The organism is Microbacterium testaceum, from assembly GCF_001476655.1.
In the GTDB taxonomy this organism is placed as follows: domain Bacteria; phylum Actinomycetota; class Actinomycetes; order Actinomycetales; family Microbacteriaceae; genus Microbacterium; species Microbacterium testaceum_C.
On record NZ_LDRT01000012.1, the window covers coordinates 1 to 25,586 of the forward strand.

The following is a 25,586-nucleotide window of genomic DNA, read 5'->3' on the forward strand; positions in this document are numbered from 1 at the left end:
CGTCGAGTGTCCAAGACACGCCGTAACGACCGCCGTCACAACGGCGTTATCTGGACACTCGACGAAGGGGGTCCCGCCCGTAGGCTCGGCACCATGCGCAGCGACTGGATCACGCACCGACGCCCCGACGGCGAGGTGCTCGGGTGGATGGAACCCTCCGGCGACGGGTTCGTCGTCATCGACCTCCTCGGTCGGCGCGCGACGGAGGCGGTCGACTGGCTGACCGCCGAGGAGACGCTCGAGGAGCGCGGCATCGGCTACCTCGCCGACATGTACGAGCTGCGCCTCGACGACGGGTCGTGGCTGCGGGTGCGCATCGCCGAGGTCTCGACCTCCGGCATCCGGGTCAAGAAGGAGGATTGGGGCGCGATCGGTGCATCGCAGCTGTTCTACGACCTCGCGTTCCCGGTCGATGAAGAGGTGCTGAGGCCGCTGGGCTAGCCGCGCTCGCCCCCGAGCCCACTGAGCATCCAACCAACGCAAGCGCCGTCACCCCGTCGAGTGTCCAGAACACGCCGTAACGGCCCTACGCATAACGGCGTGTTCTGGACACTCGACGATGGGCTCGCGAGCGCCGAGCGAGCTCACCAACTGCTCTTGCGGTAATCCTTCAGGAAGATGCCGAAGAGGTCCTCGCCGGCCTCGCCGCGCACGATCGGGTCGTAGACGCGAGCGGCTCCGTCGACGAGGTCGAGCGGAGCGTGGAAGCCCTCCTCGGCGAGGCGCACCTTGGTGAAGTGCGGACGCTCGTCGGTGATCCAGCCGGTGTCGACGGCGGTCATCAGGATGCCGTCGGACTCGAACATCTCGCGGGCGCTCGTGCGCGTGAGCATGTTGAGGGCGGCCTTCGCCATGTTGGTGTGCGGGTGGCCGGGGCCCTTGTAGCCGCGGCCGAAGACGCCCTCCATGGCCGAGACGTTGACGATGTACTTCCGCCGGGCCGTCGACGCCGCCATCGCGGGGCGCAGGCGGCTCACGAGCAGGAACGGGGCCGTCATGTTCGCCAGCTGCACCTCGAGCATCTCGAGGGGTTCGACCTGGTCGACGTGCTGCGTCCAGCTGTTGATGCGGTCCTCGTCGGGGATGAGGCCGCCCGCGTCGATCGCCGTCCCGGTCATCAGCCGCTCGAGCGACGACGATCCCGCCGCCATGGCCTCGGCGGTCAGCTCGTCGGCCGTGCGTGCGGCGGAGGCGAGGATCGGGTGCGCCGACACCGACTGCGCGAGCGCGAGCGGGTGCGCGTCGTTGGTGTGGCCGAAGGTGACGAGTTCGGGCAGCGGGCCGTCCGGGAGCGGTGCCAATTCCGCATCCACCAGGGGTTTGTACGCCCCCGGCGAGCGCCGCACGGTCTGCGCCGCATTGTTGATGAGGATGTCGAGCGGACCATCGGATGCCACCGACTCGGCGAGTCCGATCACCTGGGCCGGGTCACGCAGGTCGATGCCCACGACCTTCAGGCGGTGCAGCCACTCCGCACTGTCGGGCAGGGACGAGAAGCGGCGGACCGCGTCGCGCGGAAAGCGCGTGGTGATGGTGGTGTGCGCACCGTCGCGCAGCAGGCGCAGCGCGATGTACATGCCGATCTTGGCGCGACCGCCCGTGAGCAGGGCGCGCTTGCCGGTGAGGTCGGTGCGGGCGTCGCGCTTGGCGTGGCTCATCGCCGCGCAGTCGGGGCAGAGCTGGTGGTAGAACGCGTCGACGAGCGTGTAGTCCTCTTTGCAGATGTAGCAGGCGCGGGCCTTGATGAGCTCTCCGGCGAACGGCGTCTCGACGCGCGTTGCGAGCGGGATGCCGCGCGTCTCGTCGTCGATACGGTCCGCCGCCCCGGTCGCGGTCGCCGCCACGACGGCGCGATCGGCCTCGGCGATGCGCTGGCGCTTCTCACGCCGCGACTGGCGCTTGACGTCCTTGTAGAGCTTGCCGGTCTGGCGCCGCAGCGCGATGTACGCAGGGTCCTCGCGGTCGAGCGATGAGGCGGCGTCGATCACGCGCAGCGCGATCTCGAGCTCGGTCGGAGAGATGGATGCCACGGCCTCGACGCCGAGCGCGGCACCGGACTCATCGGCATCCGGAACCGCATCGGTCGCCGACGGACCCGCGGCATCGGGCGCGGCGGCATCCGGCGCGATGTCGCGTTCGGGGGTGGGGGGTGTTTCGGGCACAGGGAAGTGTACCGAGGCGTCGCTGAACGCCGGATGGGTCATGTGCGCAGGATGCCGTCGGCCGCCTCGACGAGACGTTGCGCGTGCAGCACCAAACGCTCGCATTCTTTCCGTGACGGCAGACGGTCACCGTATGACTGACACGCTTGTATCGATTTCTTGTCGATTGCCACGACTTCTGGACAATGACCAAACGGAATCCCCGCGCGGGGTCGAGAGGGTGTGGACGCTGCTCGAGCGGCAGAGCGCCCGACGGACCTGCGGACGACGCGGAGCCGGTCGCCGCTAGAGCTTGCCGCCGTCGACCCAGCGCGTGTGGGCCTTCAGCGCGTGCAGGACTGCCAGGCGCACGACGAAGTAGACGACCAGGCCGATGATCGCGAGAGCGACCAGCCAGCCGGCGAGAAGGATGAACAGGTGAGCGCCTCCGACAGCTGAGAACATCCGGCGAGCCTAGCCGCGAGCGCGGGCGGTCACCAGAACGCCAACGCGGTGCACCCGGATCACCGGGTGGCGCGGCGACGGAGCGCGGCGAGGAGAAGGACCCCTCCGCCGAGGATCGAGACCACTCCCGCGACGAGGCCGCCCCCGACGAGCCCGCCGGTGTCGATGCCGCTGACCGCGAGCGTGCGCGGACTCGGGCTCGTCGTCGGCGTGGGATCCGGGGTGGGGGTCGCCGTCGGCGTAGGTGTGGGGGTAGGCGTCGGCAGCGGCGCGTCGATCGCGGCGCGCATCTCGCTCGCCCACTTCCACGGCGCATCCGGGCCGCCCGGCAGTGAGTTGAAGTACTCCCACCCCGCGACCCCGCCGAAGGTGGGGGTCTCGGCTTTGATCTCTTGGATGGATGCCGTCAGCTCCGGGAGCGGAATCCAGCCACTCCCGCAGTTGTCGGGGTTCGTGAGGACCGCCATCACGATCTTGCTGGCCGGAATGCCCGCGCCCTGCGTGCTCTGGTAGTCGACGATCGCGCCGTACTCGTCCGACGTCGGGTCACCCCACCCGCAATAGAACTGCGTGTTGAACCAGTCGATCGACGCCCCCGAGCTCGCATAGAGGTCGTCGTAGTCGAAGCCCGAGAGGTTGTCCTCGCCGACGAGCGCCGCGGTCACCGGCGACAGCGTGACGAGGAACGTCGAGCCGAAGTCGGCACGCAGATCGGCGATCACACGTTCGACCACGGCGATGTCGGTGTCGGTCTCGACGTCGAGATCGATGCCGTCGAGGGAGTACGTCGTGACGAAGTCGTGGAGGCGGGCGTACTGCACGTCGTAGTCGTCGGTCAGGCTCTGCCAGGTGGCGTTCTGGGCGCCGCCGATCATGCCGACGACGGCGACCCCCGCCGCCTGGATCTGCCGGAGCTCCGCCCACATGGTGTCGAAGGACGGGTCGTCGGGCAGCAGATCGTTGAGCTTCAGCTCATCGGCGTTCATGTGCACGGCGGCGAGGTTCACGACATCCACGCCGGTGCTCTCGGTGACGAGCGGCAGCGGCGAGATGTACGCGCCGGTCGAGCCGTTCACGAACTGCTTCTGGTAGTAGACGACGACCCGGCCGCTGTCGCGCACGGCGGGCGCCGCCGGGGACGCCGCCGCCGATGCCGGGCTGACGCCGCCGCCGAGCGCGAGCGCCAGCGCCGCGAGGGCGCCGCTCACGATGACCCCGATGCCGTATCTCTTCGCCGTGCGCTGCCCCATGCCCGCCCTCTCGTCCACCTCACAGAATGCCGCGCCGGTGGCATCCGGTCCAGTCGAGACACCGCACGGACATCGAGGGTTTGCGAGCCGATGACCTCGCGGGGGCTAGCGATTCGGAAGGAGTTCGGCCCGGCCGCGCGCGGCGACGGGTCGCGGTGTCCGCGACCTGTCGTACCGCAGCAGCCACCGCTGAGCCGGGATCTCGATGAGCTTGTGCAGCGCCCACGCAAGAGCCAGTGCGATCCCGAAGGCGGCGAGCGCGAGCGGCACGGCCTGACGCCACGGCAACTGCGGGTGCCCGTCGGGCCACGCCGACGAGACCGAGGCGATCACGAGCAGGTGGACGAGGTAGAACGCGAACGACACCCGGCCGAGCTCCTGCCAGAGGGGCCGCGCGAGGAAGGTCGCGTCCGCGCGGGCGTCGGCGTTCGCGAGAGAGGCGACGAGCAGCGCGTAGAAGCCGACGGTGGCGGCGAGACCCGGGTGGATGTCGGTGCCGGGCAGGGGCGGTGCCTCCGACAGCGCGTAGCCGGCCACCGCGAGCGGCACGGCGAGGACGAGGCGCACGGGCTGCCAGCTGCTCTTCTTCATCAGCAGCGCGAGGCTCACGCCGATCACGAACTCGGGCATCCGCAGCAGCGGGGTCGACGCGGCCGACATCGGAATCGGCGACGTCGACGCGATCTGCGGCGCGAGGGCGACGAGGACGAGGGATGCCGCGACGACGACGCCGAGGGTCCGGTTCGACGCCCGGGCGAGCGGGCGGATGAGGAAGGGGAAGGTGAGGTAGAAGAACGCCTCGCACACCAGGGACCAGCTCGCGGGGTTCCCCGCCTGCCACCAGTCCGGCACCCAGCCGTTGACGAGGAACACGTTCGCGACCACCGGAGCGGTGCCGTCGGCGCGGATCTCGGGGACGAGAGTGGCCGCGGCGATCAGCGCGAGGCCGACTCCGACGAGGTGCAGCGGGTAGATCCGCGCGATGCGGTGCCACCAGAACGATCGCGCGGTCTGCTGCGGCTTGTACCCCCAGGCGAGGACCAACCCGGAGAGGATGAAGAACAGGGTCACGCCGGTCTTTCCGGCCTCGAAGAGGTTTCCCCAGATCACGCCCGGTCTGCCGCCGAAGTACTCGACCGCCATCAGGTGGTGGCCGAAGATCAGCATCGCGGTCGCCCAGCGCAGCCCCGTCAGGGACGGCAGGTTGCGCACCTTGTCGAGCGGACCGGGGGTTCTCACCATCGGCGCGACGACAGGGGCAGTGAGCGTGGTGATGGCGATCGCCTCCCGTGTCGTCCTCGAGCGCGCCCACCCGCCCGTCGACGACACCGCCTATGGAGTCGACCTGAGCACGTGAAGTCGCGCAGACCGGGAGAGACGGTACACGGCGGTCCCGAGGAGATCCCTGGGAAGGGCAGGGCTTGACTCCGAGGCGCGCCGCACGTTCACCCTCGGACGCGCAGCACCCATCCGATTCGCGCACTTCTCCGAAGAGATGTCGGCGGCATGTTTTCTCCGACGGCCGCGCTCTCGCACACGGAGGACAGATGCTCGAAACGACCACGCCCGCTTTGGCGAGCCTCGCCGCGTTCCGCAACGTGACCGACCTGCTCGCTCGCCGCGCCGCCGACGCCCCCGACCACGTCGCGTTCGATGTGCCGACCGACGACCCCGCGTCCTGGCACCCCGTGACGACCGCCGCTTTCCTCGGCGACGTCCGCGCCCTCGCGAAAGGAATGATGGGCGCCGGCCTGGCGGCGGGCGACACCGTCGCGATCATGGCGCCCACGCGCTACGAGTGGGCCGTGGCCGACCTCGCCACCTGGTTCGCCGGGGGCGTCGTCGTCCCGGTGTACGACTCGTCCTCGGCATCGCAGGTCGACGCGATCGTGCGCGACGCCGGTGTGCGGTTGGCCGTCGCGGGGTCGCGGGCTCACGCCGACCTCCTGAACACGGCACTCGCGGGGACCGACGCGATCGGAACCTGGGCGATGCGCGGGGTCGACGGCATCCCGTCGCTCGACGACCTCGCCGGCCGCGGGACGCACGTCTCCGACGCCGAGCTCGAAACCCGTCGCACTCTGGCCGGTCACCACGACCCCGCGACGATCGTCTACACCTCGGGAACGACGGGCGAGCCGAAGGGGGCCGTGCTCACGCACGCCAACTTCCTCGGGCAGGTGCTCAACATCGCCGCGGCCTACCGCGAGGTGGTCACCCCGACGGGGAACACGATCATCTTCCTCCCGCTCGCCCATGTGCTCGCGCGAGGTCTGCAGCTCATCTGCATCGCCAGCGGTATGCGCATCGCGCACCTCGCAGAGCCCGCCCAGGTCGTCCCCGCCCTCTCGGTGCTCCGCCCGACGTTCCTCGTCGTCGTGCCGCGCGTGCTGCAGAAGATCCAGGCAGCCGCGGGCGAGAAGGCGGACCGCATGCGACTCGGTCGGGTCTGGGTGCGCGCGGTGTCGACTGCGGTCGCGCGCGGGCGTCGGGCGGAGAAGCAGGATGCCGGACGCCGGCACCGCGCTCCTCTGGGCTTCCGTGTGCGCGCGGCCGTGTTCGACGCCCTCTTCTACGCGCGACTGCGCGCGATCATGGGCGGTCGCGTGGACTACATCCTCTCGGGCGGGGCGACCCTCGACGGCGCCCTGTCGCTGTTCTTCCGCGGGATCGGGGTCCCGGTCATCGAGGGCTACGGGCTCACCGAGACCACCGCTCCCCTGACGGGCAATCTGCCCGGCCGCATCGTCTCGGGGACGGTCGGCCTTCCCCTGCCGGGGTCGACGGTGCGCATCAGCCCCGAGGGCGAAGTGCTCGCGCGCGGAGTGGGCGTGTTCGCCGGCTACCGCGACCCCCGACACGATGCAGAGGCATTCGTCGACGGCTTCTTCCGCACGGGAGACCTGGGACGCATCGACGCCGGCGGGCGCCTGATCCTCGAGGGACGCCTGAAAGACGTCATCGTCACCTCGAACGGCAAGACGGTGGTCCCGGCCCGCTGGGAGGGCGCGGTCGAGGCGAGCCCCCTCGTGCAGCACGCCGTCATGGTGGGCGAGGGCAAGCCGTACCTGTCGGCGCTGCTCATCCTCGATCCGGCGGAGTCGGCCGCGTGGGCGGCCTTCCACGGAGCGACGCTCGCGTCGGGATCACCCGGAGAGCTCCGGGCCATCGACGAACCGCGCCTGCGCGCCCACCTGCAACCCACCGTCGACGCCGCCAACGCCCTGGTGGCGCGCAGCGAGCAGGTCCGCCGTTTCACCCTCGTGCTCGCCGATCTCGACGATCACGAGCTCGTCACCCCCACTCTCAAGATCAAGCGCCGCGAGGTCCTGCATCGCGCCGCCGACACGATCGACACGCTGTACCGAGGAGCCGCATCATGACCGCACCCGTCCCCCCGACCACGCAGCGTTCCGGCGGCTCGCAGAACCGCGCGGCGATCATCGCCATCGTCGTCGCCCTCGCGATCGGCGCGGGCCTGGCCGTCGCGGGCAGCTCCCGCGGTGCGCAGGTCGGCGGCATCCCGGTGTTCGCCCTCGCGGTGGCGGCGGCCTACGTCATCCAGTTCCTCGTCTTCATCCCCTCGGCGCTGCGTCGAACCGAGCGCTTCTTCGATCTCACCGGGAGCCTGACGTTCATCACGGTGTCGATCGCCCTGGCACTCCTCGCTCCGGTGCAGGACGCCCGGGGCTGGATCCTCGCCGCGATGGTCGTCGTGTGGGCGGCGCGCCTGGGCTCGTTCCTCTTCGCGCGCGTCCACCGCTCGGGCTCCGACGGGCGTTTCGACGAGATCAAGACGCGGCCGCTGCGCTTCTTCCAGGTCTGGTGCATTCAGGGCCTGTGGGTCGCCCTCACCGCCTCGGCCGCGTGGATCGCGATGAGCGCGGATGCCGACGGCCGCGCGCCACTCGACGGTTTCGTGATCGCCGGGGTCGTCGTCTGGCTGCTCGGGATGACGCTCGAGATCGTCGCCGACCTGCAGAAGCAGGCGTTCCGCGCCGACCCGGCCAACAAGGGCGAGTTCATCCGCACGGGCCTGTGGTCCCGCTCACGTCACCCCAACTACTTCGGCGAGATCCTCGTGTGGGTCGGGGTCTTCGTCGTGGCGGTGCCGGTGCTGCAGGGCTGGCAGTGGGTCGCGGTCCTCTCGCCGCTCTTCGTCATCCTGCTGCTGACCCGGGTCAGCGGCATCCCGCTGCTCGAGAAGCGCGCCGACGAGCGCTGGGGCGACCGCGCCGACTACCGCGCCTATCGCGATCGCACGCCGGTGCTGATCCCGGCGCTGACCGCACGGCGGTAGGCGCGTCGCCGCCCATGACTTTCTAGAGTGGATGCCATGCGGCGAACGACGAAGACCCTCGCACTGACCGTGGGTGCCCTGGCGCTCCTCACCGCGTGCTCGCCGGCGGCCGACCCGGTCCCGCAGAGCACGGAGACCGCGGCGGCCCCGGCATCGCCGACCCCCACGGGTGGCGCGGTGATGGCATCACCGCGCGAGTGCGACGACGTCGACCTCGTCGCGGACGCGAAGGTCGCCGGCGCAGACCTCTCGGCGTGCGTGATCGCGTTCTCGCGCGCCGCGGGCAGCGGGCACCTCCACCTTCAGTCCGCCGATCTGACGGGGGAGGCCGACTTCGTCTACGGCGACGATCCCGCCACCTCGGGATCGGTCACCGGCCCCGACGGGACGAATGATTACGTGCTCACTCCCACCGAGGCCTGGGTCACGTTCGACGGCGCGTGGGTGAAAGCCGACGCGTCGAGCAGCGACTACCGCGCGGTCATCGCCGCGACCATCGGCGAGTCGTACCGCGCCTTCGCCGACCCCTCCGTCGCGGCATCCCTGCTCGCCTCCGCCCCCTCCTGGACGGTGCAGACCGGCCAGGACACGGTGACCCTTCCCGACGGCAGCGACGTGCGGGCCTGGCGACTGCAGGCCGATGCGCCCTTCTCCGCCGCGGGCGTCGACGTCAGCGAGATGATCGTGTGGCTGGGCGAGGGTCATCGCGTCGTGGGCACGCAGGCCACCGGCACCTTCGGCGGCGTGCAGAGCACCACGCTGCAGCAGTTCACGCGATGGGGCGAGCCGGTGACCATCGAGGTGCCGAAGGGCTGAGTTCGCGTCGCGGCACGTTCCGCAAGCCTCGGGAACGCCACGCTCACACGTCGGCCGCGCGAGCCGCGGCGAGCTGCTCCTCCCAGTCCGTCGGCAGGCGATCCTCCGGCCCCGGCACCGACTGGTCGAGGGGGTGGGTCGTGGACGGGGCGAGCGGGGGTCCGTGCACGACCGTCGAGGTCTCGTAGTCCCACCACCACACCTCGCCGGGCTCGAAGCTCTGAACGTACCGGTGACCCGTCACCCGCGCGTGCGCCGTGGCGTGCCGATTCAGCGACGAGTCGCAACAGCCCACGTGTCCGCACGCGGCGCACCGACGCAGGTGCACCCACCAGCTTCCACTCGCGTCGCACTCCTGGCATCCGGTCCCGCTCGGAGGCGCGCTCCGGTCGATGTGCTCGGGCGAGGACATCACGCGAGGTCGGCGATCGCGTCCGTGATGACTTTCGCGACCTCGGCGGGGTGGCTCTGCATCACGAGGTGCGGCGCGTCGAGTTCCACGACGCTCCGCAGGCCCGCCCGCTGGTAGCCGAAGCGCTCGACGTCGGGGTTGATCGTGTGGTCGGCGCTCGAGACGATGCCCCACTGGACGGGGAGCCTGCCCGGTCAGCACCTCGACATCCGTCTCACCGCCGAGGACGGCTATCAGGCCGAGCGCTCCTACTCGATCGCGAGCTTCGGCCCCGGCGAGCGCGTCGAACTCGCGGTCGACGAGGTCGACGGCGGCGAGGTCTCGCCCTACCTCGTCGAAGAGGTACGTCCCGGTGACTTCCTCGAGGTCAAGGGCCCGCTCGGCCAGTACTTCGTCTGGCGCGAGAGCGACCCCTCGCCCGTACAGCTCATCGCGGGCGGCTCCGGCATCGTCCCCCTGCTCTCGATCGCCCGGGCCCGCGCGGTCGCGGGCACGGCCCAGCCCTTCCGCCTGCTGTACTCGGTGCGTTCGGCCCCGGATGCCTTGTACGCCGACGAGATCGAGACGCTCGGCGCCCGTGGCATCCCGACCGAATGGATCCACACGCGCCTCGCCCCACCCGGGTCGCCGCGAGCCGCGGGTCGCGTCTCGTTGGTCGAGCTCGAACGCTTGACGATCCCTCCGTCCGAGCGACCCCTCATCTACATCTGCGGGCCGACCGCGTTCGTCGAGGCGACCGCCGACGCGGTCGTCGCCGCGGGCCACCCGCCGCTGCGGGTGCGGACGGAGCGTTTCGGAGGGGCCTGACCGCACGGGGTCACACTCCCCACCGATCGCATTTTCGTGTACGTTATTCGCATGGCCGACCACCTCCTGCGCGGCAAGCGCGTCACCGACTCCGAGGTACAGGCCTGGGCCGATGAGGCCGAAGCGGGCTACGACCTCACCCGTCTTCCCCGGCCGTCGCGAGGTCGACCGGCGATCGGAAACGGTCCCGGCGAAGCGACCACCGTCCGCCTCGACGCTGAAACATTGACGGCGTTGATGCGACGAGCAGAAGCCGAGGGCATCACGTCGCGATCCGAAGCCATCCGCGCGGCCGTGCGCGAGTGGGCTCACGTTGCCTGAGCTGCATCGCTCTGCACGAAAGCACTACCACCGCGATCGACTGAACGACGACGCCGTTCGGCAGGCCGCGAGCCACGTCCTCGCGTCATGGCCCCTCGACGACGAGGACGACCCCCGTCGATGGCTGCTGATCGGCATGGATTCAGCGGGTCGGACACTCGAGCTCGTGACCCTCACCTTCGACGACGGCCACGAGATGATCCTCCACGCGATGATCGCCCGACCGGAGTACCTGCGCGAACTCTGACACCCGTCACGCCCGCAACAACCCCTCCTCACGCAGCGGCACCACCGACGCCTCGACCGCCTCCTCCTCCCAGAGCCTCAGCAGCTTCAGCGCCAGGTGCAGGGTGCTGCGCTGCAGGCCGTCGGCGAGTGCGGCGCGGACCGACTCGGGAAGGTGCTCGAGCCGGTAGTAGAGGGTCGTGCGGTGGATGTGCAGCCTCTCGCAGGCCACGGGCACGCGTCCGGCGGCATCCAGGTACGCCTCGACGGTCTCGCGGGGCGTCGGATCGTCGAGGGCGAGCAGGTCGAAGGCGGCAGGGCAGGCCTGGTGCAGCAGCGGGCGTGAGCGCGGCACGGTGTGCAGGAGCGCCCACCCGCCGAGGTCTTCGGCGCGCACCGACACGACCTGATCGGGCAGGGTCGCGCGCAGGCGCGCCGAGGCGATCGCCCGCTCCACCGCGTCGTCGACCGCGGTCTCGATCGCCGCGCACACCGTCATCCCGAGGCCTCGCGGCACGAGCCCGTGCACGGCGGCCTCGCGGGTGACGGCATCCGTCAGGTCGTCGATGTCGCGCACCGGAGCCGCGAGGAAGACGGCCGCTCCCCCACGGATGCCGACGAAGTGGACCGCCCCGTGCAGGGTGAGCGCGAGGTGCCGACCGAACGCGAGGATGTCGGGGTTGATCACGTCCGCGTGTGTGGTGAGCATGCCGTGGGGGTAGCCCTCGTAGATCTTCAGGGTCGAGTTCGCGAGCATCTCGTGCTGGCGGATCGCGGCGGCCTTGTACGGCACGACCTGGTCGTCGTCGCCCTGCAGCACGAGCACGGGGACCGTGATGGCCCGGAGGTCGGCTTCCTGGTCGGTCTCCGAGAAGGCCTTGATGCCCTCGTAGTGCGCGACAGCACTGCCCGTCATGCCCTGGCGCCACCAGTTGTCGATGACCGGCTGCGACGCAGTGACGCCCTCGCGGTTGAATCCGTAGAAGGGACCGGATGCCACGGCCTCGAAGAACTCGGCACGGTTGGCCGCGAGCGCCTCACGGAACCCGTCGAAGACCGACAGCGGGGTGCCCTCGGGGTTGTCGTCGCGCTGCAGCATGAGCGGCGGGACGGCCGCGACCAGGACCGCTTTCGCGACGCGCCCCTGGGGCTCGCCGTGCTGAGCGACGTACCGGGCGACCTGGCCGCCGCCGGTGGAGTGCCCGATGTGCACGGCGTTGCGCAGGTCGAGGTGCTCGACCACGGCGCTGACGTCGCTGGCGTAGTGGTCCATGTCGTGGCCGGTGCCGATCTGCGACGAGCGACCGTGACCGCGCCGGTCGCTCGCGATCACGCGGAAGCCCTTGCCGAGGAAGTAGAGCATCTGGGCATCCCAGTCGTCGGACGACAGGGGCCAGCCGTGGTGGAACACGATCGGCTGCGCCTCAGGGTTTCCCCAGTCCTTGTAGTAGATCTCTGCGCCATCTTCGGTGGTCACGAATGCCATGACATTGCCCGCTTCCTTGTCTCGACGAGTGCGCCACGAACGTGGCTCGACCACTCAACTCCGCGGGGGCCCGGCGGGCATCAGACGTTCGTCGAGAACCGCCGGCGGGCGGCACCCTGGCAGACTTGCCGAATGGGCCGCACGATCCTGCTCGGCATCGACGGAGTGCTGCTCGTCGAGCTCGACTCCCCCGCCCGCGAGTACGCGGACTACCGCACCGGTCGCGCCCACGCGCCCCTCCCCGTTCCCGCCGATGCCGAGCTCTTGCCGGGCGGCCGGTTCTTCTTCCGCCCCGCCGTCGTCGAGGGCCTGCGCTCGCTCTCCGCCGACCTCGTCTGGAACTCACACCGCCTCGTCGACCCCGACGCGCTGCGGATCCTGTCCGATCAACTGGGCCTCGGCGACGTCGTTCGGTTCCCGGATGCCACCGAGCTCCCCGCGGCGCCCACGAACGACCCCGTCGACACGGGTCCGAACATCCTGTGGGAGCACTGGAAGGTGCTCTCCTTGATCGAGCGCCTCCGCAATCTCCCGCCGGGCGACGAGGTCGTCACGGTCGACGCCACGCTGGACTTCTCCGCGCGCCGACTGCCCGAGGGCCTGGCGCGCCGGGCCGGGCGACCGAATGCCAGCGGCCTCGGCGGCATCAAGACCGCAGACGTCTTCGGACTCCCGGCCGACGCCGTGGAGCTCCTCCGCGCGTGGGTCGCGGGCGGGGCGGTACCGCGCGTCTGACGCGCGCCCGCGCTCCGAGATACCCTGACCACGCGGCATCCGAAGAACTTCACCCGGGGGACGAACGATGAGCGAGAACACGGCACCCGTGCCGCCGGAAAAGCTCGCGCGGCGGGTACGAATCCTCACCCCCTTCTTCGCCGCGGCCTTCGCCGCCGTGGGGGTGGCGTTCACGGGGTTGGGCTTGGCATCGCCGACGATGCTCGTCGCCGGTCTCACCGAGATCGCGCTGAGCGTTCTTCTCGTGGTCGCTATCTTCGTCGCAACGCCGGTCGTGCGGTGGGTCGCTCTTGCGGTCGTGCTGGTGGGGGCCGCCACGGCGATGGTGCTCGAGGTGACGACGCTTCCCGGCGACCTGGGGATCGCCGCGACCACCCTGCTGGGCATCTTCGCGATGCTCGGCCTGACGTGGTTCATCCTGCACAGCTCCGCGCGAGCGGCACACCCCGTGCGGACCTGACTCCTCGATCCTGACACCTCGGGCCTCACGCCTCAGGCCTCACGCCTCAGGCCTCAGGCCTCACGCCTCAGGCCTCACGCCTCAGGCCGGGCGCCCCCGGAATCGGACGCCCCGGCCGGACGCTCAGTCGCGCGGCAGAGCCCGCTTCGCGACGACGCGACGGGCCTCGACGGCCGCTTCAGCGAAGTCGGCGTCGGGGTCGTCCATGACGATGGCCGTGGCGCGCGCGTGCGCGCTGATCACGTCGTACGGCGAGACGATCGCCTGCTCGATCGCCCCTTCGGCCCGGAATCCGATGGTCGCGAACGCTCGACTCAGGCTCCGCTGCGTGTCGTGATCGCCGCGGCCGAACTGCGTCGCCAGCTCGTCGGCGAGGGTCTCCTGCGCGCCTTCGGGGACGAGACCGGATGCCGTCCGCCACGCCGCGCGCGCCACTTCGGGGTGCGGATCGCGCAGCAGAGCGGGCGTGATGGCCGAGAAGGCGACGGGGTCGCCGATCTTCGACAGCGTGTGCAGCGCCTGGCTCCGTGCCTGCGGGATCTCGGACTTCACCTCGGGCAGCAGAACCTCGACCGCGCGCGACGGGTCATGCCGGGTGAGCGCCCACGTCAGCATGTCGCGGACGAAGAAATCGGACTCGACCGCGCACCTCGCGACGAGCTCCTCGACGTAGCTGTCATCGGGGCGCGTGCCCGCGGCGAGCGCGGCTTCGAGTCGAGCGGAGGCGTCCGCGTTCTGGAGCGCTGCGCGCAGCCGCTCTGTCGGCGTGGAGTCGGTCATGGTGGTCCCTTCGGTCCCTCCAGCGTCGCACGCCGCGGAGAGCGGAGGGTCGGTGTGACGGCGTTTGGGGTGAGGGCGAATTTCGAGTCCGATCGGGGCGGGATGGATCGCGTTGCCCCCGCCCGCGACAAGGTCGGGCACGCGGGGCGGCTACCGCCGGACAGCCCGCTGCTCGAGGAGCTTGCGGACGACGTCAGCGAAATGCGGCGCGTACTTCGCCCACTCCTTGTCGAGCTTCGCGACGTCGATCTTGCCCGTGTGGATGAGTTCGCACAGCTTCATCCAGCTCTCCCCCGTCGCGGCGGTGAGCGCCCCGGCCACCCCGGCGTTCACGACGACACCGGCGCCGGGGATGAGCTTGAGGAAGCTCGTCGCCAGCGCTCGCCCCGCGACCTGCACCCCGAACTGCGCGAGGGCTCCGGCGGACAGCATCGTCTTGAACTCGAGGTCGTAGATCGTCGCGACCCGGCCCATCATCGTCAGCTGGATCGGCGCCAGCGTGACAGCATCCGTGACAGGAAGGGGAACCGTCGCCGCTCCCGCGGCGGCCGCGGTGGCCGCGGCGATGATGGGCCGCGCCATCTCTCGCTTCCACGGGAGGTTGAGACGCTGCGCGATGCGAAAGGCATCCTTGTCGCTCTCGGGGGCGAGGGCCAGGGTCTCCGTGACAAGGTCACCGAGACCGTGCCCCTTGCCCTTCCCGTGCCGGTCGCGGGTCGAGGTCAGGATCACGCGGCGATACGGCACGTGCAACGGCTGGCCGGCGGCATCCACGGGTTCGTGCAGCCAGTCGACGAAGGCCTGCAGGTCTTTCGCGATGCCGCGCTGGCCGGTGAGCGGGTTCTTGATCCAGTCGACCTTGGTCAGCACGAGGATGACGGGGAGTCCGCGCGCGTCGAGCTCGCGGATCATCGCGATGTCGGCGGGCGTGAGCCGATCGTCATTCGCTTTCACGCAGTACCAGACGACCGAGATCTGGTGGTCGCCCGGGTGCGCCGCGATCGCATCGAGGTGGTTGCGCAGCTGCTGGTCGGGCGGGACGGGCGAACCGATCTCGAACCCCTCGACGTCCCAGATCCCGAGGGATTCGTCGTGGTAGAACTGCACGCCCCGCGTGACGGGGAGGCCTTTGCCGACCTTCGCCCAGTCGCGTCCGAAGACGGCGTTGACGAGCGACGATTTCCCCACGCCGGAGCTGCCGACGATCGCCAGGTTGAACCGCCCGTAGCGCGACCGCGCCTCCGACGACGCGTCCACGAACGCCTTCTCGTCGAACGCGGGCTTGCTCGCGTCTTTCTTGGCCATTGCGCCCCCTCGTTCTCGCCGCTTTCGTCAGTGTCGCATTCGCGGTGACCGCTCACCCGCCCCTGGACAACGGCGCGGCGACCGGGGCACGGCGGACACGTGATCACACGTCCGGCTCACACCCCGAGGATCTCGCGCAACAGCTCGTACTCGGCATCCATCCCCGCGTTCGCGCGCCGCGGGTCGTCCGACCGGCCGGTCCGGCGCACCTCGGCAAGGTAGCGGCGGTCGGCGTCGAGCCGGGCACGCGCGTCCGCGCCGACGTTCCCGTGCCCCGGGATCACCACGCGCGCCGCGTCGGCGTACGGCTCGAGCAGGTCGAGGGCCCGCTCGTACGCGGGAACGTCGCGAGGCCAGAACGGCAGGGGAAGCTCGACATCGCTGAGCATGTCACCCGCGACCAGCACGCGCGGCTCGGGGAGCCACAGCGCTGTGTGCCCGGGGGCGTGTCCGTCGTGCACGATGAGCTCGACGTCGAACGCCGGGGTGCCGGCATCCACTCTCCCCATGAGATCGACGAGGTCGGGCGTGAACTCGGGCCCGAGAGCCGCGACGAGGTCGTCGCGCTCGGTCCGGACAAGCTCGGCGGTACGGGGCGAGGCCCGGCGCGGGACGTCCCCGAATTCCGGATGCCACAGCACATGGTCGTGATGAGCGTGGGTCGCGAAGCCCTCGGCGACGGTCAGCCCGCGCTCGCCCAGCTCGGCGGCGAGCGCGGCAAGCTCATCGGGCATCCACGCGGGGTCGACGAGCAGAGCGCGCCCGGATGCCACGACGACGGTCGTGTTCGTCTGCATGACCTGGCTCGTGCGCACGAGCACGCCGGGCGCGATTTCGCGGAGGTCGCTCACGGCTGCCGCCGCATCCCCGCCCACCCGTCGCCGTCGCGCTGGAACACGATCCGGTCGTGCAACCGCGACGGCCTGCCCTGCCAGAACTCGAACTCCGTGGCATCCACCCGGTATCCACCCCAGTGCGGCGGGCGCGGCACCGGCTGATCCTCGGGGAACCGCGCGGAGACCTCGGCCATCTGCTCCTCGAGGGCGGCGCGGGATGCCACGGCCTCCGACTGGTGACTCGCCCAGGCCGACAGCTGCGAACCGCGCGGACGCGAGGCGAAGTACGCGTCGTCACGCTCGGCGGGCAGCGGCGTCGCGGTGCCGAGCACGATCACCTGCCGCTGCAGCGCGTACCAGGGGAACAGGATCGAGACACGCGGATTCTCGGCGAGCGCGCGCCCCTTGCGCGAAAGGCGATTCGTGAAGAACCAGAGGGCGCCGTCGTCGTCGATTCCGCGCAGCAGCACGGTGCGCGAGGTCGGTGAGCCCGTGGCATCCACCGTCGACACGACCATCGCGTTCGGCTCGGGCAGGTCGGCGGCGTCGGCGAGCCAACGCTGGAGAAGAGCGAGAGGGGATGCCGCGAGCGCGGCGTCATCGAGCTCGTCGAGCGTGTAGTCGAGCCGGTGGGCGAGGGGGTTCTCGGTCATCGCGCGGTTCTCCGGGGTCGTGGAGCCTCATCGTATGGTGCCGCGGGCGCGCGAGGGCCGGTCTTCGCCGCGAGGCCACCGGCGCGGAGGGGCGAAACCGCGGCGGATAGGATGCCCCCATGGAGGAGGGCGGAACGCGGCAGCAGATCCTCGTGCACGCCGCCCGCCTGTTCGGCCGTCACGGTTATCACGGCACCACCACGCGAGAGATCGCCGATGCCGTCGGCATCCGCCAGCCGTCGCTGTTCTACCACTTCTCCGCGAAGCACGTCATCCTCTCCGAGCTGGTCGACGCCGACCTCGCGCAGACCTTCGGTCGCCTCGAGGAGGCGCGCGCTCTTGACGCGTCCTGGGCCGAGCAGTTCCACTACTTCCTGACGATCAGCTCGCACGACTACCTCACGCTCCCCTACGACGCACGCGGGTACTACAGCGACGCGATCTTCACCGAGCCGGAGTTCGAGAACCAGCGCCGGGAGATCACGCGCTTCCACGAAGAGGTGCGCGCTCTCGTGGCGAGCGGCATCCGGGCGGGTGAGTTCATGGACGTCGACGCCGAGTTCGTCCAGCGGGCGATCACCGGCCTGCAGTTCGAGGGCATGCGCGAGCGCGAGACGAACGCCTCCGCGCCCGTCGCCCACCGACCGCTCCAGGTGTCAGACTTCATCCTCCGCGCGGTCCTCGTCGATCCCTTCCGTCTCGACGACGTCCGCGCCGCGACGCAGTCCCGCCTCGACGGGGCCGTCTCCTTCTCGCTGTAATCCCCCCGCACGCCCCTGACATTTCTCGGGGGCGACTCCGCCGTGAAATACGGGCGCAACACTCGCCGTCTATCAATTGATAGACGCATCACCTATCACTTGATAGCCTGCTCCGCACGTCACTCCCGAGGTGGCGGAGCATCGAGCATCGACGGAGATTTCCATGCACACCACCACTCGCATCGCCGCGGTCGCCGCGGTCGCCGGCATCGCAGCCCTCGGCCTGGCCGCATGCTCCTCGAGTCCGGCTCCGGCCGCCGACACGGCATCCGCGATCGCCACCGTCGCCCCCAGCGCGCTGCGGTCAGCGGGCACGCTGTCGGTCTGCACGACGAACCTGGGGTCGCCGCCCAACATCAGCACCGACGAGTCGGGCACCCTCGTCGGCAGCGAAATCGACCTGGCCAAGGCGGTCGCGGGTCGCCTCGGTCTCACGCCCGACTTCGTGACCGTGGACTTCGCCGCGCTCATCCCGAGCCTGCAGGCGAAGCAGTGCGACGTCATCATGGCGTCGCTCTACATCAAGCCCGAGCGCAAAGAGGTCGTCGACTTCGTGCCGTACCTCACCTCCGCCACGGGTGTCGCGGTCAAGCAGGGATCGGATGCCGGGATCACCGGCCTCGACGACTCGCTCTGCGGCAAGAAGGTCATGGTGACGGTCGGCACCACCGCACAGGATCTCGCCGACAAGCAGTCGACGACGTGCACGTCGGAGGGGAAGAAGCCCCTCGACATCAGCACGAACAACCAGGCGACGGTGGGCTTCCAGCAGCTCGTCAGCGGTCAGCTGGACGCCTACCTCGACGCCGCGGAGCTGATCGGCTACTACCAGAAGCAGGGCACCGCGGGCATCGAGATGGTGGGCGAGCCGACCGACGCGATCGACATCGGCGCCGCCACGCTCAAGGACGACACCGCCCTGCACGACGCGATCCAGACCGCTTTCGACGACATCGTCTCCACCGGCGACTACACGAAGATCCTCAGTGCGTGGGGACAGGAGTCGCTCGCCTACACCGGGAGCAACTGACGATGAATTTCGACTGGGGCTTCTTCTGGAAGAACCTGCTCACCCCGGGTCCTCCGTTCCTGCAGGGTCTCGCGCTGACCGTCCTCATCTCGGTGCTCGCGATGGCCGGGGCGCTCGTCGTCGGCCTCGTGATCGCGATGATGCGTCGGTCGACGTTCGCGCCGCTGCGCGTGATCGCGAGCCTGTACATCTGGCTGATCCGCGGCACCCCTCTCCTCGTCCAGCTCGTGATCATCTACACGGGCTTCGCCGCGGCGAACGTGTTCCGTTTCCAGGACGTCGACCTCGGCGGCATCCTGATCAAAGCCGCGATCCAGGCGGCGATCGTCGGGCTCATCATGAACGAGAGCGCGTACATCTCGGAGATCATCCGCGCGGGCCTCGACTCGGTCCCGGTGGGCCAGACCGAGGCGGCGCAGGCGCTGGGCATGTCGGGCGCCTCGGCGATGCGGTGGATCATCCTGCCCCAGTCGTTGCGTCTGATGGTCCCGCCGCTCGGCAACTCGTTCAACGGGCTCATGAAGAGCACGTCGATCCTCAGCGTCATCGGCGTCTCGGAGATGTTCCTGGTGACGCAGAGCATCAGCGCCGCGACCTTCCGCACATTCGAGATCTTCGCGGTGGTCGCGATCTACTACCTCGCCCTCACCACGATCTGGACGGTGATCCAGAGCGCGATCGAGAAGAAGCTCAACGCCCGGGTCGGCATCGTCACCACGGTGTCTCCGTGGCAGCGGCTGTTCGGCGGGCGGCGCTCCGCTCCCCTCACCCCCGTCACCGCCCTCTCCGACTCGGGAGTCCTGAAATGACCGACCCCATCGTCCGCGCGAAGAACGTCACGCGCGCCCTCGGCGGCCGCCAGGTGCTCGACGACGTCTCGCTCGACGTGCAGCCCGGCGAGGTCGTCGTCCTCGTCGGCCCCTCGGGCGCCGGCAAGACGACGTTCCTCCGCACGATGAACGGCCTCGAGAGCATCGACGGCGGAGAGCTCACGGTCGCCGGTCAGCCCATGGGGTACCGCATCGCACCGAACGGTCGACGCGTGCCCGCCACGAAGTCGGCCCTGCGTCAGCAGCGGCAGGAGATCGGCTTCGTCTTCCAGCACTTCAACCTCTTCCCGCACATGACCGCGCTCGAGAACATCTGGCACGCGCCCGTCCGCGTGCGCGGTGTCCCGAAGGCGGAGGCCGTCGCCCAGGCGCAGGCGCTCCTCGAGCGCGTGGGGCTGGGCGACAAGGCCGACGCGCGTCCGAGCAAGCTGTCGGGCGGTCAGCAGCAGCGCGTCGCGATCGCGCGGGCGCTCGCGATGAAGCCCCGCCTGATGCTGTTCGACGAGCCGACGAGCGCGCTCGATCCCGAGATGATCGGCGAGGTGCTCGACGTCATGCGCGAGCTCGCCGCCGACCACATGACCATGGTCGTGGTCACGCACGAGATGGGCTTCGCCCGCGAGGTGGCCGATCGGGTCGTGGTGATGGATGCCGGAGCGATCATCGAGATCGCCCCGCCAAGCCGTCTGTTCGCCGCGCCCGAGCACCCGCGCACGCAGGCCTTCCTCTCGAAGATCCTCTGACCCTTCCCCCTCCCCCGCACGATCCACCCAGGAACACCCATGTCTCGCACGCCCCTGACCGGCGCCATCGCCACCCCGCACGCCGACGCCACCCGCTCCGCGGAGAAGGCGTTCGCCAGCGGCGGCAACGCGATCGATGCCGCTCTCGCCGCGGCCGCCACGCTCAGCGTGGTCTACCCGCACAACGTCAGCATCGGCGGCGACCTGATCGCCCTGGTCCGCGACCCCTCGGGGCGCACGCGGTGCGTGAACGCGTCGGGCCCCGCGGCATCCGCCGTCGATCGCGCCGCGATGCGCGAGGCGCACGGCGAGGTGCTGCCCTACCGGGGGATCGACACCGTCACCGTGCCGGGGGCGGTCCGCGGGTGGGACGTGCTGCGACGGATGGGCGGTCAGCTCGGCTGGGAGGAGATCTTCACGGATGCCATCGTCGCCGCGCGCGACGGCGTGGCGGTGTCGCGTTCCCTCGCCGCCGCGTTCCGCGACGAGGAGGCGGCGATCGGTTTCGACGCCGGTTTCCGCGAGACGTTCCTCGCCGGCGGCCTGCCGGTCGAGGGCGACGCGCTGGTGCAGCCCGTGCTCGCCCGTACGCTCGAGGCGATCCGCGACGGCGGCGCTGCCGCGCTGTACGACGGTGGGCTCAGGGCATCCTTCGTCGATGGCCTCGCCAGCCTCGGCTCGCGCATCGGCGCGGCTGACCTGTTGCTGTTCCACCCTGAGGTCGTCGAGCCGCTGTCCACCTCGTTCGGGCCGTACCGCGTGCTGACGAGCCCGCCGAACACCCACGGCTTCGTGCTGCTGCGAGTGCTGGGCGAGCTCGAACGTCAGGGCATCGCCGACCCGCTCGGCGCGGACTTCGGACGCATGATGGAGCACTTCTTCGCCGCCAACCTCGTGCGCGACGAACTGCTCGCCGACCCGCGGGTCACCTCGGGAGACGTCACCGAGCTGCTCAACGGCGACGCGACCGCCCACGGCGACGAGCCGGTGCTGCCGGGCTTCCGTCGCCCGCGCGGTGACACGGTGGGCATCGCGGTGTCGGACTCGTCGGGGTGGTCGGTCTCGCTCATCCAGAGCGTCTACCACGCCTTCGGAGCCGCGGTCGTGGAGCCGTCCACCGGCATCCTGCTGCACAACCGCGGCACCGGCTTCTCGCTGGATCCCGCATCACCGAACGCCCTCGCCCCCGGCAAGCGCCCGCTGCACACGCTCATGCCCGTGATGGTCGACGACGCCCAGGGCCTGCGCTTCGTGTCGGCCACGATGGGCGGCCAGGGTCAGCCCCAGATCCACGCCCAGACCCTGCTGCGGGCGATGGCCGGAGCCTCCGCGCAAGAGGCGGTGTCGGCCCCGCGCGCCATCGTCGGCCCGCAGCGCGACGGCGACGCCCCGTCCGACATCTACGTCGAGAGCGACCTCCCCGCCCCGGCCCGCGCCTCGCTCGCCGAGACGCGCCTGCACCTCATCGAGACCCCGGACGCCGATGAGCTCGTCGGTCACGCCAACCTCGTCGCCGTGGCATCCGATGGTGGGCTGGATGCCGGAAGCGACCCGCGCTCGGATGGTGCGGCGAGCGTGCGGATGTACGGGGGCTGAGGCGGATCGGCTCGTAGTAGGGGAAGCGGTATGTCAGCCTGAACGCATGGGACGCGCCGCCACGATCACCGTCGCGGCCTCCGCGCTCGTCATCGCGGGGCTGGTCGCCCTCGCGATCCCGGCCTTCACCGGAATGGATGCCGACCAGCCCGAGGCCCCGGCCGTCGGGGCGGTCGGCCCCGCCGCCGACGCGCCGTCCGTGCAGACGACCGCGCCGGCGACCCCCGATATCCCCGAACTGCCCGACTGGGCAGAGGGGTCGGGGCCGTGGATCATCTACCCCGACGGATTCGAATGCCAGGGCACCGAGGGCTGCCCGAACGACTACCGGTCGCTGATCGGTGAGCCCGGCGACGTCCTCCCGCGGAACGTCTACTACTACGACCCCGCGACACACGATTTCGACCCCGCGAACCCCAACCGGTTCTTCGTGTCCCCCAAAGCCGCGCCCGGTGCCGATCTGGGCCCCATGCCGGGAGCGGACGGGTACGCGGTCGTCTCCGGGGTCGACCGGCAGGTGAAGTCCTACTACTTCGGGCGGGCCGACACCCTGGATGCCATCGGCGAGCGCTTCTCGATCGATCCGGCCGAGCTGACCCGCGACGGCGACAGGCTCGTCTTCCCCTGACCCGTCGAAAGACAGAGCAGCAGAGCGGCCGTGTCAACCCACCGCTGCACACATGTGCATTCCGTGGAATAGGTCATCGTCACGCTCCGTTAGGTTCGCGTGGCCCTTGTTCCCCACGAAAGGACTCCCGTGAGCCTGTTCAGCCCCACCACCGTCGGCAGCATCGGTGTGCGCAACCGCGTCTCGCTCGCCCCCATGACCCGCCTGCGCGCGAGCGCCGACGGCGTTCCCGGCCCGATCGTCGCGAAGTACTACGCGCAGCGCGCCGGCATCGGCCTCCTCGTCACCGAGGGCGTGTTCCCGAGCGCCGAGTCGAAGGCGTACCCCGGCCAGCCCGGAATCGTCACCGACGAGCAGGCCGCCGGCTGGGCGAAGGTCGCGGATGCCGTCCACGCTGAAGGCGGAGTGGTGTTCATGCAGCTCATGAACGGCGGACGCGTCACCCACACCGACATCACCGGCACCGACCGCATCGTCGCCCCCTCGGCGATCGCGATCGAGGGCGACACCCGCCTCGCCGACGGCTCGAAGGTCGCGTTCCCGGTTCCGCACGCCCTCGAGACCGACGAGCTCGCCACGATCCGCGACGAGTTCGTGACGGCCGCCCGTCGCGCCGTGGATGCCGGCATCGACGGCGTCGAGCTGCACTCCGCGAACGGATACCTGCTGCACGAGTTCCTCTCCCCCGCCTCCAACCAGCGCACCGACGGCTACGGCGGATCGCCCGAGGCCCGCGCCCGCTTCGTCATCGAGGTCGCGCAGGCCGTTGTCGCCGAGGTCGGCGCCGACCGCGTCGGCATCCGCATCTCCCCCGCCCACAACATCCAGGACGTCTGGGAGAAGGACGACGCCGAAACGCGCGCCACCTACGAGGCCCTCATCGCCGGCCTCGCCCCGCTGGGACTTGCGTACCTGAGCGTGCTGCACGGCGACCCCGCGAGCGACCTCATCCAGGACCTGCGCCGCGCCTTCGGCGGAACCTTCATCGTCAACTCCGGCTTCTCCAAGATGACCACGCGCGAAGAGGCCGTCACGGCCGTTGACGAGGGCATCGCCGACCTGATCGCCGTCGGCCGCCCCGCCATCGCCAACCCCGACCTCGTCACCCGCTGGGAGCAGAACGCCGACGAGAACGAGGTCGACCAGGCCTCGGTCTACGGCCCCGACGAGCGCGGATACACGGACTACCCGTTCTTGCAGGGCTGACATTCCGGATGCCAGGGCCCCGCGCGACCTGTTCGCGCGGGGCCCTCGCCTACGCGGCGGGCCCGGTAGTGCTGCACGCCTGCTCCGCACTCAGACGGTCGCCGCCGCCACGCACGTCGGACTCGATCGCATCGCATCCGTGATCCTTCGCCGACGTATCCCTATCTACAGGTGCGAACGGGTAGACCGTCACGCAACCCCAGTTTCCACAGACTCAACTCCCCGTGATGTCGAGGCATCGCGTCGGGCCGTGGATGCCTGCATCGAGGCGGGGTCTGCCGTGCGAATCGCGACAAACTTCAGCCCAACATACGGCGACGCTGTCGGCACGGCCACCGCCCCGGTGGGGCTGAATCTCACGACCCAACAAGTAGGGCGTCAGAGCCGGCAGTACGGCGTACATAGCGGGCTGCGCGCCGGAAGCGGGGGCCCGTCGGGCGTGGTAGCGAGAGGGCATGGCCGTGCCGGTTGCGCAGCCCGTTGAGTGGAGCTGACTGCGAGACCGTCCAGCTCCCGGGATTGCGCGGTGCCGCTGCGTCACACAGGCCGATAGCGCTGCATGATCGCGCCGGAACGAAGTTCCCGCCGCTCGAGGAGCTCGAGAGCGACGCCGATCCCTTCGAGAAGCCGCGGCCCACGCCGAAGCCGTGAGCCACCCAGGTATCAGCGGCGGTGGGCGACTCCTGCTGGTCGCCGACTCAGGCATATCGCCCCCGATAACCCCTTGACTATCCTGTTGATATGAACATTCGGGCCGGCCGAGAAGCGGCGGGGATGAGCCAGGCCGAGCTCGCCCGCGCCGCCAGGGTGGCGCAGCCCAACATCTCGGCGTACGAGAACGGCCGGCGTCAGCCCAGCCCCGAGGTTCTCGAACGGATCCGTCGCGCGCTGGTCGGCACCCTCAACGACCGCCTCTTCCGTCACCGCGACGAGATCCACCGCCTCGTCGCCGAGCATCACGCCACCGATCCCCGCGTCTTCGGCTCGGTCGCTCGCGGCGAGGCGACCGGCGAGTCCGACATCGACCTCCTCGTCGACTTCGGCCCCGACGCGGGCCTCCTCGACGAAGTGGGCCTGCGCCTCGCTCTGACCGATCTTCTGCAGGTCTCCGTCGATGTCGTGGCATCTGACACCCTGCGCGGCGCGCTACGCGATCGCATCCTTCGCGAAGCGGTGCCCGTGTGAGCGCTGACACCCGGAAGGCGCAGGATGCCGCGACCCGGATCATCGCGATCTGCGACGTGATCGCCGAGATTGTGGCAGAGGGCGAGGAGTCGTTCGTCGCGAACGTGCATTCGCAGTGGGCCGCCGAGATGGGCCTGATCCGCATCGGGGAGGGTGTCGCGAAGATCCCCGAGCCAATTCGCGCGCGCTTCGCCGGGCAGCCGTGGCGACAGATCATCGACATGCGAAACTTCGCCGCCCACCAATACGACGATCTCGACCCGCACCGCGTCTGGCGCACGCTGACAAGAGATGTGCCGCGGCTGCGCGCCTACCTGATCGACGCGCTCATTCCCGGCCTTCACACCGGACGGTAGCGCTGAACCGTAGCCCCGATGCGAGCTCCCTCCGCTCGATGAGTTCCAGCTTCTCCTCGACGCCCTCGAGCAACCGCGGCCGTCGCCCCGCCACCACCGAATGCACGACGAACATGTACTCGTCGATGAGCCCGTGCGCCGCGAGCGCCACCGGCAGCCGAACGCCCCCCCCAGGGCGATCCCCCGCCCCGGCTGCTCCTTCAGCGCCCGGACGGCGTCTATGACATCACCGTGGACGAGTTCCTCGCCGGGACTCCTC

28 protein-coding genes and 1 pseudogene are annotated in these 25,586 nt (G+C 70.2%); 18 read left to right on the forward strand and 11 right to left on the reverse strand.

Annotated elements, in window-relative coordinates:
- Window positions 1-93: 93 nt before the first annotated feature.
- Entirely contained in the window at window positions 94-441 is a 348-nt protein-coding gene (locus NS220_RS02245; RefSeq protein ID WP_058622483.1) for a hypothetical protein, read from the forward strand.
- A gap of 143 nt (window positions 442-584) precedes the next feature.
- Here NS220_RS02245 and NS220_RS02250 read toward each other — a convergent pair whose 3' ends face one another.
- From NS220_RS02250 to NS220_RS02260, 4 genes are all read right to left on the reverse strand, one after another.
- Window positions 585-2,162 (reverse strand): SDR family NAD(P)-dependent oxidoreductase, encoded by a 1,578-nt coding sequence (locus NS220_RS02250; protein ID WP_440589452.1) that lies wholly within the window; start codon window positions 2,160-2,162, stop codon window positions 585-587.
- 285 nt (window positions 2,163-2,447) lie between these two features.
- Complete coding sequence (locus tag NS220_RS19955; RefSeq protein WP_193755249.1) at window positions 2,448-2,606, reverse strand: hypothetical protein; 159 nt, start codon at window positions 2,604-2,606, stop codon at window positions 2,448-2,450.
- 59 nt (window positions 2,607-2,665) lie between these two features.
- Entirely contained in the window at window positions 2,666-3,856 is a 1,191-nt protein-coding gene (locus NS220_RS02255) for a glycosyl hydrolase family 18 protein (protein ID WP_058622484.1), read from the reverse strand.
- A gap of 105 nt (window positions 3,857-3,961) precedes the next feature.
- Window positions 3,962-5,098, reverse strand: a complete 1,137-nt coding sequence (locus NS220_RS02260) for an acyltransferase family protein (protein WP_058622485.1) — start codon at window positions 5,096-5,098, stop codon at window positions 3,962-3,964.
- A gap of 305 nt (window positions 5,099-5,403) precedes the next feature.
- Between NS220_RS02260 and NS220_RS02265 the strand changes: the two genes are divergently transcribed.
- The 3 genes from NS220_RS02265 to NS220_RS02275 are packed head-to-tail and all read left to right on the forward strand — an operon-like array spanning window position 5,404 to window position 8,972.
- Window positions 5,404-7,239, forward strand: a complete 1,836-nt coding sequence (locus NS220_RS02265) for an AMP-dependent synthetase/ligase (protein ID WP_058622486.1) — start codon at window positions 5,404-5,406, stop codon at window positions 7,237-7,239.
- Entirely contained in the window at window positions 7,236-8,156 is a 921-nt protein-coding gene (locus tag NS220_RS02270; RefSeq protein WP_058622487.1) for a DUF1295 domain-containing protein, read from the forward strand. Before NS220_RS02265 ends, NS220_RS02270 begins: the two co-directional genes overlap by 4 nt.
- A gap of 36 nt (window positions 8,157-8,192) precedes the next feature.
- Complete coding sequence (locus NS220_RS02275; RefSeq protein ID WP_058622488.1) at window positions 8,193-8,972, forward strand: hypothetical protein; 780 nt, start codon at window positions 8,193-8,195, stop codon at window positions 8,970-8,972.
- 43 nt (window positions 8,973-9,015) lie between these two features.
- On the opposite strand, the gene NS220_RS02280 is transcribed toward NS220_RS02275, so the two are convergent.
- Complete coding sequence (locus NS220_RS02280; protein ID WP_058622489.1) at window positions 9,016-9,384, reverse strand: UBP-type zinc finger domain-containing protein; 369 nt, start codon at window positions 9,382-9,384, stop codon at window positions 9,016-9,018.
- Window positions 9,385-9,528: 144 nt separating this feature from the next.
- Between NS220_RS02280 and NS220_RS02285 the strand changes: the two genes are divergently transcribed.
- Genes NS220_RS02285 through NS220_RS02295 form a run of 3 tightly spaced genes read left to right on the forward strand, consistent with a single transcriptional unit; the run spans window position 9,529 to window position 10,759 of the window.
- Window positions 9,529-10,191, forward strand: a complete 663-nt coding sequence (locus NS220_RS02285) for an FAD-binding oxidoreductase (protein WP_242864510.1) — start codon at window positions 9,529-9,531, stop codon at window positions 10,189-10,191.
- Window positions 10,192-10,242: 51 nt separating this feature from the next.
- The gene (locus tag NS220_RS02290) at window positions 10,243-10,512 is read left to right on the forward strand and encodes a ribbon-helix-helix domain-containing protein (RefSeq protein WP_058622490.1); all 270 of its coding nucleotides are present in this window, start codon (window positions 10,243-10,245) and stop codon (window positions 10,510-10,512) included.
- On the forward strand, window positions 10,505-10,759 hold the full coding sequence (locus tag NS220_RS02295) for a hypothetical protein (protein ID WP_058622491.1): 255 nt from the start codon (window positions 10,505-10,507) through the stop codon (window positions 10,757-10,759). Before NS220_RS02290 ends, NS220_RS02295 begins: the two co-directional genes overlap by 8 nt.
- Window positions 10,760-10,765: 6 nt before the next feature.
- Here the strand turns inward: NS220_RS02295 and NS220_RS20500 are convergent, their stop codons facing one another.
- Both NS220_RS20500 and NS220_RS20370 read right to left on the reverse strand, forming a co-directional pair.
- Window positions 10,766-11,236, reverse strand: coding sequence for a helix-turn-helix domain-containing protein (locus tag NS220_RS20500; RefSeq protein WP_242864511.1), 471 nt, complete (start codon window positions 11,234-11,236; stop codon window positions 10,766-10,768).
- A 162-nt stretch (window positions 11,237-11,398) separates the two neighbouring features.
- A pseudogene (locus tag NS220_RS20370) lies at window positions 11,399-12,223 on the reverse strand (alpha/beta fold hydrolase); the annotation flags it as partial.
- A 132-nt stretch (window positions 12,224-12,355) separates the two neighbouring features.
- Here NS220_RS20370 and NS220_RS02305 point away from each other — a divergent pair.
- Window positions 12,356-12,958 carry a hypothetical protein gene (locus NS220_RS02305; RefSeq protein ID WP_058622492.1) on the forward strand — a complete coding sequence of 201 codons (603 nt, stop codon included), beginning with the start codon at window positions 12,356-12,358 and terminating at the stop codon, window positions 12,956-12,958.
- Window positions 12,959-13,025: 67 nt separating this feature from the next.
- Window positions 13,026-13,418, forward strand: a complete 393-nt coding sequence (locus NS220_RS02310) for a hypothetical protein (RefSeq protein WP_058622493.1) — start codon at window positions 13,026-13,028, stop codon at window positions 13,416-13,418.
- 123 nt (window positions 13,419-13,541) lie between these two features.
- Here the strand turns inward: NS220_RS02310 and NS220_RS02315 are convergent, their stop codons facing one another.
- The 4 genes from NS220_RS02315 to pdxH form a co-directional block, all read right to left on the reverse strand.
- Window positions 13,542-14,198 (reverse strand): HEAT repeat domain-containing protein, encoded by a 657-nt coding sequence (locus NS220_RS02315; protein WP_058622494.1) that lies wholly within the window; start codon window positions 14,196-14,198, stop codon window positions 13,542-13,544.
- Between the two features lie 150 nt (window positions 14,199-14,348).
- Window positions 14,349-15,503 (reverse strand): DUF697 domain-containing protein, encoded by a 1,155-nt coding sequence (locus NS220_RS02320; RefSeq protein WP_058622495.1) that lies wholly within the window; start codon window positions 15,501-15,503, stop codon window positions 14,349-14,351.
- A gap of 116 nt (window positions 15,504-15,619) precedes the next feature.
- Window positions 15,620-16,354, reverse strand: a complete 735-nt coding sequence (locus tag NS220_RS02325; protein WP_153004118.1) for an MBL fold metallo-hydrolase — start codon at window positions 16,352-16,354, stop codon at window positions 15,620-15,622.
- On the reverse strand, window positions 16,351-16,992 hold the full coding sequence (pdxH, locus tag NS220_RS02330) for a pyridoxamine 5'-phosphate oxidase (RefSeq protein WP_058622496.1): 642 nt from the start codon (window positions 16,990-16,992) through the stop codon (window positions 16,351-16,353). Before pdxH ends, NS220_RS02325 begins: the two co-directional genes overlap by 4 nt.
- A 119-nt stretch (window positions 16,993-17,111) precedes the next feature.
- Here pdxH and NS220_RS20375 point away from each other — a divergent pair, with 119 nt between their 5' ends.
- The 9 genes from NS220_RS20375 (at window position 17,112) to NS220_RS02375 (ending at window position 25,327) form a co-directional block, all read left to right on the forward strand.
- Window positions 17,112-17,753: a TetR/AcrR family transcriptional regulator gene (locus NS220_RS20375; RefSeq protein ID WP_058622497.1), complete on the forward strand. Its 642-nt coding sequence runs from the start codon at window positions 17,112-17,114 to the stop codon at window positions 17,751-17,753.
- A gap of 163 nt (window positions 17,754-17,916) precedes the next feature.
- Window positions 17,917-18,783 (forward strand): ABC transporter substrate-binding protein, encoded by an 867-nt coding sequence (locus NS220_RS02340; protein ID WP_058622498.1) that lies wholly within the window; start codon window positions 17,917-17,919, stop codon window positions 18,781-18,783.
- A 2-nt stretch (window positions 18,784-18,785) separates the two neighbouring features.
- Window positions 18,786-19,592, forward strand: coding sequence for an amino acid ABC transporter permease (locus NS220_RS02345; protein ID WP_058622499.1), 807 nt, complete (start codon window positions 18,786-18,788; stop codon window positions 19,590-19,592).
- Window positions 19,589-20,356: an amino acid ABC transporter ATP-binding protein gene (locus NS220_RS02350; protein WP_058622500.1), complete on the forward strand. Its 768-nt coding sequence runs from the start codon at window positions 19,589-19,591 to the stop codon at window positions 20,354-20,356. The genes NS220_RS02345 and NS220_RS02350 overlap by 4 nt, the downstream gene beginning before the upstream one ends.
- Before the next feature lie 39 nt (window positions 20,357-20,395).
- Window positions 20,396-21,952 (forward strand): gamma-glutamyltransferase family protein, encoded by a 1,557-nt coding sequence (locus NS220_RS02355; RefSeq protein ID WP_058622501.1) that lies wholly within the window; start codon window positions 20,396-20,398, stop codon window positions 21,950-21,952.
- A gap of 46 nt (window positions 21,953-21,998) precedes the next feature.
- Window positions 21,999-22,580, forward strand: a complete 582-nt coding sequence (locus NS220_RS02360) for a hypothetical protein (RefSeq protein WP_058622502.1) — start codon at window positions 21,999-22,001, stop codon at window positions 22,578-22,580.
- Between the two features lie 129 nt (window positions 22,581-22,709).
- On the forward strand, window positions 22,710-23,786 hold the full coding sequence (locus NS220_RS02365) for an alkene reductase (RefSeq protein WP_058622503.1): 1,077 nt from the start codon (window positions 22,710-22,712) through the stop codon (window positions 23,784-23,786).
- 741 nt (window positions 23,787-24,527) lie between these two features.
- Window positions 24,528-24,971, forward strand: coding sequence for a helix-turn-helix domain-containing protein (locus tag NS220_RS02370; protein WP_081322939.1), 444 nt, complete (start codon window positions 24,528-24,530; stop codon window positions 24,969-24,971).
- Window positions 24,968-25,327: a HepT-like ribonuclease domain-containing protein gene (locus tag NS220_RS02375; RefSeq protein ID WP_058622504.1), complete on the forward strand. Its 360-nt coding sequence runs from the start codon at window positions 24,968-24,970 to the stop codon at window positions 25,325-25,327. The genes NS220_RS02370 and NS220_RS02375 overlap by 4 nt, the downstream gene beginning before the upstream one ends.
- Window positions 25,328-25,586: the final 259 nt, after the last annotated feature.